At 70.1% G+C, this 5221-nt stretch carries 8 protein-coding genes and 1 riboswitch; of the genes, 1 reads left to right on the top strand and 7 read right to left on the bottom strand.

All coding sequences use genetic code 11. The annotated features are described in order from the left end of the window. The 5 genes from Q0A33_RS00130 to Q0A33_RS00110 form a co-directional block, all read right to left on the bottom strand. On the bottom strand, nt 1–340 hold a 340-nt coding region (locus Q0A33_RS00130), incomplete at its 3' end, for an ATP-binding cassette domain-containing protein (protein ID WP_291791350.1). Continuing rightward, entirely contained in the window at nt 337–1110 is a 774-nt protein-coding gene (locus tag Q0A33_RS00125) for an ECF transporter S component (RefSeq protein ID WP_291791348.1), read from the bottom strand. The genes Q0A33_RS00125 and Q0A33_RS00130, both read right to left, overlap by 4 nt. 210 nt (nt 1111–1320) lie before the next feature. Then, the gene (locus Q0A33_RS00120; protein WP_291791346.1) at nt 1321–1920 is read right to left on the bottom strand and encodes an ECF transporter S component; all 600 of its coding nucleotides are present in this window, start codon (nt 1918–1920) and stop codon (nt 1321–1323) included. 28 nt (nt 1921–1948) lie between these two features. Next, a riboswitch (TPP riboswitch) is annotated at nt 1949–2055 on the bottom strand. A gap of 203 nt (nt 2056–2258) precedes the next feature. After that, nucleotides 2259–2600, bottom strand: a complete 342-nt coding sequence (locus Q0A33_RS00115; RefSeq protein WP_291791344.1) for a hypothetical protein — start codon at nt 2598–2600, stop codon at nt 2259–2261. Further along, nucleotides 2566–3174 (bottom strand): helix-turn-helix domain-containing protein, encoded by a 609-nt coding sequence (locus tag Q0A33_RS00110; RefSeq protein WP_291791341.1) that lies wholly within the window; start codon nt 3172–3174, stop codon nt 2566–2568. Before Q0A33_RS00110 ends, Q0A33_RS00115 begins: the two co-directional genes overlap by 35 nt. Nucleotides 3175–3221: 47 nt before the next feature. Between Q0A33_RS00110 and Q0A33_RS00105 the strand changes: the two genes are divergently transcribed. Further along, the gene (locus Q0A33_RS00105) at nt 3222–3803 is read left to right on the top strand and encodes a dihydrofolate reductase family protein (protein ID WP_291791339.1); all 582 of its coding nucleotides are present in this window, start codon (nt 3222–3224) and stop codon (nt 3801–3803) included. Nucleotides 3804–3811: 8 nt separating this feature from the next. Here Q0A33_RS00105 and Q0A33_RS00100 read toward each other — a convergent pair whose 3' ends face one another. Together Q0A33_RS00100 and Q0A33_RS00095 are read right to left on the bottom strand one after the other, a co-directional pair. After that, on the bottom strand, nt 3812–4351 hold the full coding sequence (locus Q0A33_RS00100) for a DUF4916 domain-containing protein (RefSeq protein ID WP_291791336.1): 540 nt from the start codon (nt 4349–4351) through the stop codon (nt 3812–3814). Nucleotides 4352–4492: 141 nt separating this feature from the next. Further along, on the bottom strand, nt 4493–5071 hold the full coding sequence (locus tag Q0A33_RS00095; RefSeq protein ID WP_291791333.1) for a hypothetical protein: 579 nt from the start codon (nt 5069–5071) through the stop codon (nt 4493–4495). Nucleotides 5072–5221: the final 150 nt, after the last annotated feature.

Here is a 5221-nt window from a genome sequence, read left to right as displayed (position 1 = left end):
CCGCGGGGACGCCCAGGTTCTCCATGCCGAAGGCCACGTCGTCGCCCACCCGGGCGAGGATCACCTGCGAGTCCGGGTCCTGGAGCACCAGCCCCGTCACCCCGCGCGCGGCCGCAGGAGGGGCATCGCCCACCAGCAGCGTGCCCTCCGCATCGCCGGACTCCTCCGGGAGCACGCCGGCGATGGCGTGGAGGAGGGTGGACTTGCCCGCGCCCGAGGCCCCCACGAGGAGCACGCGCTCGCCCGCCTCGATGCGCAGGTCCAGGCCGGAGAACGCTGGCTGCGAACGGCCCGCATGGGTCCAGCCGAAGCCGTGCGCGGTGATGGGCAGGGGGCTCACGCCGCTGCATCCCTGGTGGGTCGTGCGTCCCTGCCGGAGGCGAAGGAGGAGAGCGCACCGGTGGGCAGGATCGCCCGGTAGATGAGCCAGGAGAGACCGCCGGCGAGTGCCGTCGCGCTGATCCAGCCGAGCACGGCGTAGGTGAGCTGGTGCATGGGCGCCCAGGCCGGGTAGAGGATGACGATATCGCCCACGGACATCGCGATGCCGGAGCCCAGACCGGCGAGCAGAGCGGTGGTCAGAGTGTACGCAGCCAGCCTGCGGGCGCCGCGGGCCTGACGCCTGCGCAGCCACCAGAAGACGAGTTCGGCACCCAGGCCCTGCAGGGTGCCCGTGATGAGGATCTGCGGGCCGAACTGCGAGCCGAGAGCCGCCTCGGTGGTCGCGGCGAGCAGTTCGCAGAACAGTGCGGCGCCGGGCTTGCGGATGATGAGCCCGCCCAGGGGTCCGGCCAGCACCCACATCCCCGCGATGAGACCGAGCGCAGGCGGGAAGGCCACGCTCGACCATGAGCTGAACACGGGATAGACGGAGGAGGACCAGGCGAGGAACACCACGCCGGCCGCGACGCCGATGATGGCGGCGACGACGATGTCGACGACCCGCCAGCGGGTGCCCGTGCGTCTGGGGGCGGTGCCGGGCGCGGGTGTGTTTCCTGCCGCGTGTGTGCTCCCCGGCGCAGTCGAGCGTCCTGCGCCGGGAGCGCGGCCGGAGGTGCCGGTGGCGTCGGGGCCGTCAGCGGAGGGGCTGGGGTTCATGTCGTGCGGCACGTGGTCCTTCTTCTCTGCGGGCGGTGGGCTCTGTGGGCGGGGCGGGCCGGCGCTCGCCGGTACAAGTGTGGAGCAGGCGGGACGGTTCTCGGAAGCCGGGGTGCGGGGAAGTGCCCGCCGCACCCCGGTCCGGGGTGGTGACCGGAGTGCGCACGTGCGCCTCTGGAAGCACGTGCCCGCCGCACCCCGGCCACAGGTCGTACGCTCCGCCTAGATCCTGCGCGCCGTCCGGCCGGAGGCCAGCGAGGACAGCGCACCGGTGCGTGCGAGCGCCCGCATGAGCAGCCAGGAGCCCAGTCCCGCGATGAGCACGGAGCTGGCGATGCCGAGCACGGCGTACACGCCCTGGAACACCGGGGACCAGGCGGCGTAGTACATGACGATCTCGCCCACTGTGAGGCCCACCCCGGCGAGCAGTCCGGAGAGCAGCGCCGTGCCGAGGCCGAACCTGCGATAGCGCAGCAGTGCGAAGGCGAGCTCCGCGCCGAGTCCCTGGATCGCGCCGGAGATCAGCACCGTGGCGCCGAAGTGCGAGCCCAGGACGGCCTCGGTGACGGCGGCGAGGAGCTCACAGAAGAGCGCAGCGCCGGGCTTGCGGACGATGAGCGCGGCGAGCGGTCCGGCGAGCACCCACACCCCGCCGAACAGCCCCATGAGCGGCGGGAAGGCATTCGTCCAGAGTTCGAAGACGGACCATGCCGCCGCCCAGGCCCAGAAGATGAGTCCCACGGCGAAGCCGAGGACGGCGGTGACGACGATGTCGACCACGCGCCAGCGGGTGGATGCAGATTCCTGCATGGTTTTCTGCATGGTGCTCCTCCTGAAAGATGACAGGAGGGGATGAAGAGTCTCGACTTCCTTCGGCGGTACGAGCCGCATCAGGTTCGAGGGTCTGCGATGTTCGCACTCTCAGCGCCCCTGTGCGGCGCTCCCCTGTCGTGTGCCTCCGATGGTAGCCGGTTCGCGGGAAGGTGCAAGGACGCGCACCCCGGAGGGGCCGGGCACGGGGTCACGGGTGCGGCCGGTATCCGCCTGTTGGCGCGGAAGGGCCCGACCAAAGGGCCCGGCCCAGGGCCCGGCTCACGGTCCGGCCCAAGGCCCAGACCAAGGCCTCGCCCAAGGCCCGGCCCACGGGCCGGTCGGTCCTGTCAGTCCTGCTGGTTCCAGTCCTCCAGCGGCCAGACCTCGACGACGCCGTGCGCGACAGCGCACGGGGACTCGGCAAGGAGTGCGGCGGCTTCCTCGAGGCTGTCCGCCTCGAGGAGTGAGAACCCGGCGACCGGAAGCGCGGAACGCAGGTAGGCACCCGGCTCCTGCCGGATCTCCTTCAGCTCCGTGTTCCTCACCTGTATGGGTTCTCCGGCCCGGCTCATGCGCACCCCGCGTTCGCGCAGCCGCTCGTCATGGGCATGGGCGTGCCTGCGCACCTGGATCGGTGTGCTCTCATACCCTGCTTCATCCCCGTAGCTGATCGCGAGGAACATGGACATGGCCTGTCTCCTTCTCTCTGCGCGGCGGGGCGACTGCATCGGCGCCCCGCCGCTGTTCATGGGCGGCGGTCAGTTCTGCGAGGACCCCGTCCGCCGGGGGTGGCTGGTTCTCGAGGTGGATGCTGCGGAGTTCTTCCATGAACCGGTCCCACAGCGGAGGCCCGCCGGCGGCGAGGAGTTCGGCGCGGACGGCCAGCTCCGGTGTCGTGGGCATCCATCGTGCTCCCCACGCTCCCAGCTGTGCGAAGAGGGGGATGAGCTGGATCGCCGGCTCTGTGAGCCGGTAGTCGATCTTCTGCCGGTGGTGCGGATCCGCGTGTGTGCTGAGCAGGCCCGCCGCCGTCAGCTTCTTCAGCCGTGCGGCGAGGATGTTCGAGGCGATCCCCTCCAGGGAGTTGTCCAGCAGTTCTCTGAAATGCCGGTGCCCGCCGAAGACGATGTCCCGCAGCACCACGAAGCTCCACCGGTCGCCCAGCAGTTCGACGGTCATGTTGATGGGACATCCGGATTTCCCCGCGGGCACGGTGAGCGTCTCTGTGCGGTCCGGGGGAACTGCGGAAACTGATTGTGACATGCATGCAGTCTATGTTAGCGTCATTCCAGTTGCAGAATGCAACTGGAATGAGCGGAGGGGTCGAGATGGCGCAACTGGTCTATTCGATGATCGTCTCGCTGGACGGATTCGTCGCGGACGGGAGTGGAGGGTTCGAATGGGCCGTTCCGGATGAAGAGGTGCTGGACGCGGTCAACGGCGACATCGCAGAGGTGGGCACCTTCCTCACGGGTCGGCGCATGTACGAGATGATGGCCGTGTGGGAGACCGATCCGGCCGTGGCGGACCAGTCGCCGCAGTCGCAGGTCTTCGCTCAGTTGTGGCGGGAGAGGGACAAGGTGGTCTATTCCCGCACGCTCGAGGCTGTGCCCACCAGCCGCACGCGTGTGGAGCGGCAGTTCTCTCCCGCCGAGGTGCGCCGGCTCAAGGAGCACGCGTCGGCCGATCTCACGGTGGACGGTCCCACCCTGGCGGCGGAGGCGCTGCGCCACGGTCTGGTCGACAGGATCGTGCCGCTGGTGTGCCCCGTGGTGGTCGGCTCCGGCCTGCGGTTCCTGCCCGATCTCAGGATCGGGCTGCGCCTGGAGAGCGAGCGCCGTTTCGGCAATGGAATGGTCAGGCTCTCCTATGCGGTGGACTCCTCGGGGTGAGGGCTGTATCAGGGGAGGAGGCCGAGGTGCGCCAGGGCCGCCCGGACGATGTGCTCCTGGCCGTGCACCATCTCGGCCACGACATCGGCGCGGACGGCCTCGGCGGGAGTGAGCCAGTCGAGTGCGAGCGCATCGCGCCGCGGTTCGCATTCGCCGATCACCGGCAGGATGTAGCACAGGGCGATCGCGTGCTGGCGGGGATCGACGTAGCGCGAGGTGCCCTCCGTGGGGAAGTACTCCGCGATGTGGAACGGGGTGAGCGCCATCGGGAGCGTCGGCAGGGCGAGGGTGCCCAGGTCCTTCTCCGCGTGACGCAGCAGGGCAGAGCGGATGGACTCGTGGTAGCGCACGCGTCCGCCCACGATCTCGCGGCCGAGCACCCCGTCCGGCAGGGTCCGCAGCAGCAGGCCCACCTTCTCGACGGAGCCGTCGTCACCCAGTTTCACGGGGACGCCGTGCACGTAGGGCAGCGGCATACGCCTGCGGATGTGGGCGATCTCGTCCGGCTCGAGCCAGTTCTCGTCGAAGTCGAGGGCGGTGCGCGTCATGTGCTCAATCGTGCCACAGCCGAGGCCGCGGCCAGTGACGTGGGCAACAGTGGTCCGGGGTGTTCGGGATCGCCGGAAAGCCTGCGGTCCGGAGCGAGCGACCCGCTCGGCCTGGCCGGTCCGGTGCCGGCCAGGCCTGCGTCAGGCTGCCGGCTTCGCCCGAGTGAGACGCACGATGCCGACGATCACGAGGACCACCCCGAGTGCGGAGACGACGAGGCCTCCGGCGGTCCACCAGGCCAGCGGCCCCAGGAGGGACCCCATCTCGAACGGGGGAGCGGCGATCACCCGTGGCTCGGTGTCACAGGTGAGAGTGTGTGCGCCGTCAGTCTGTGCCGTGACGCGGGCGAATGATTCGTATCGCGTGCCGCTGGAGCGGGTGTTGAGGGTGCTGGCGGGTTCGAAGGTGACCGCGGCCGCGGTCCCGTCTGCGGCCTCTGCCGAGCACTGCGCGTGATCGGCAGAGGCGAGTTCGGCCACGGGTGCCAGGAGCAGCACGGACTCCTCCGCCTCGAGCCGGACGGTGCCGCTCGGAGCCAGCTCGACCGTCCTGTCGGCGTAGCCCAGAGCACCGGGCACCATCGCGAAGCTGCCGATCACGGCGCCGAGGAACGGTCCGCCGACGGTGAGCAGGGCCCCGATGATGAGCATGGCGAGCGGCGCGGACCGGGAGCCTCTGCCGGAGGCATGCCCGGCAGCGAGTGCGGGGGTGGGTGTCATGATGCGCTTCCTTCCTCAGTGCTGTTCGACGGTGAACGGAGGGGGAGTGTGGGGGTCCCGGCGGCGCGGCGGTGGACCCAGATCGCGGCCTGGATCCTGTCGCGGACGCCCAGCTTGGCGATGATGCGTGAGACGTGGGTCTTCACCGTG

The sequence above is a fragment of the Brevibacterium sp. genome (genome assembly GCF_022712115.1).
In the GTDB taxonomy this organism is placed as follows: Bacteria; Actinomycetota; Actinomycetes; order Actinomycetales; family Brevibacteriaceae; genus Brevibacterium; species Brevibacterium salitolerans.
The sequence above is the reverse complement of the archived record's forward strand: the minus strand, read 5'-3'. Positions and strand labels throughout refer to the sequence as shown.

Coding starts and splice junctions, on each gene's coding strand:
- Q0A33_RS00120 (WP_291791346.1), bottom strand. CDS start 1,920: ATGCAGAAAACCATGCAGGAATCTGCATCCACCCGCTGGCGCGTGGTC.
- Q0A33_RS00115 (WP_291791344.1), bottom strand. CDS start 2,600: ATGTCCATGTTCCTCGCGATCAGCTACGGGGATGAAGCAGGGTATGAG.
- Q0A33_RS00110 (WP_291791341.1), bottom strand. CDS start 3,174: ATGTCACAATCAGTTTCCGCAGTTCCCCCGGACCGCACAGAGACGCTC.
- Q0A33_RS00105 (WP_291791339.1), top strand. CDS start 3,222: ATGAGCGGAGGGGTCGAGATGGCGCAACTGGTCTATTCGATGATCGTC.
- Q0A33_RS00100 (WP_291791336.1), bottom strand. CDS start 4,351: ATGACGCGCACCGCCCTCGACTTCGACGAGAACTGGCTCGAGCCGGAC.
- Q0A33_RS00095 (WP_291791333.1), bottom strand. CDS start 5,071: ATGACACCCACCCCCGCACTCGCTGCCGGGCATGCCTCCGGCAGAGGC.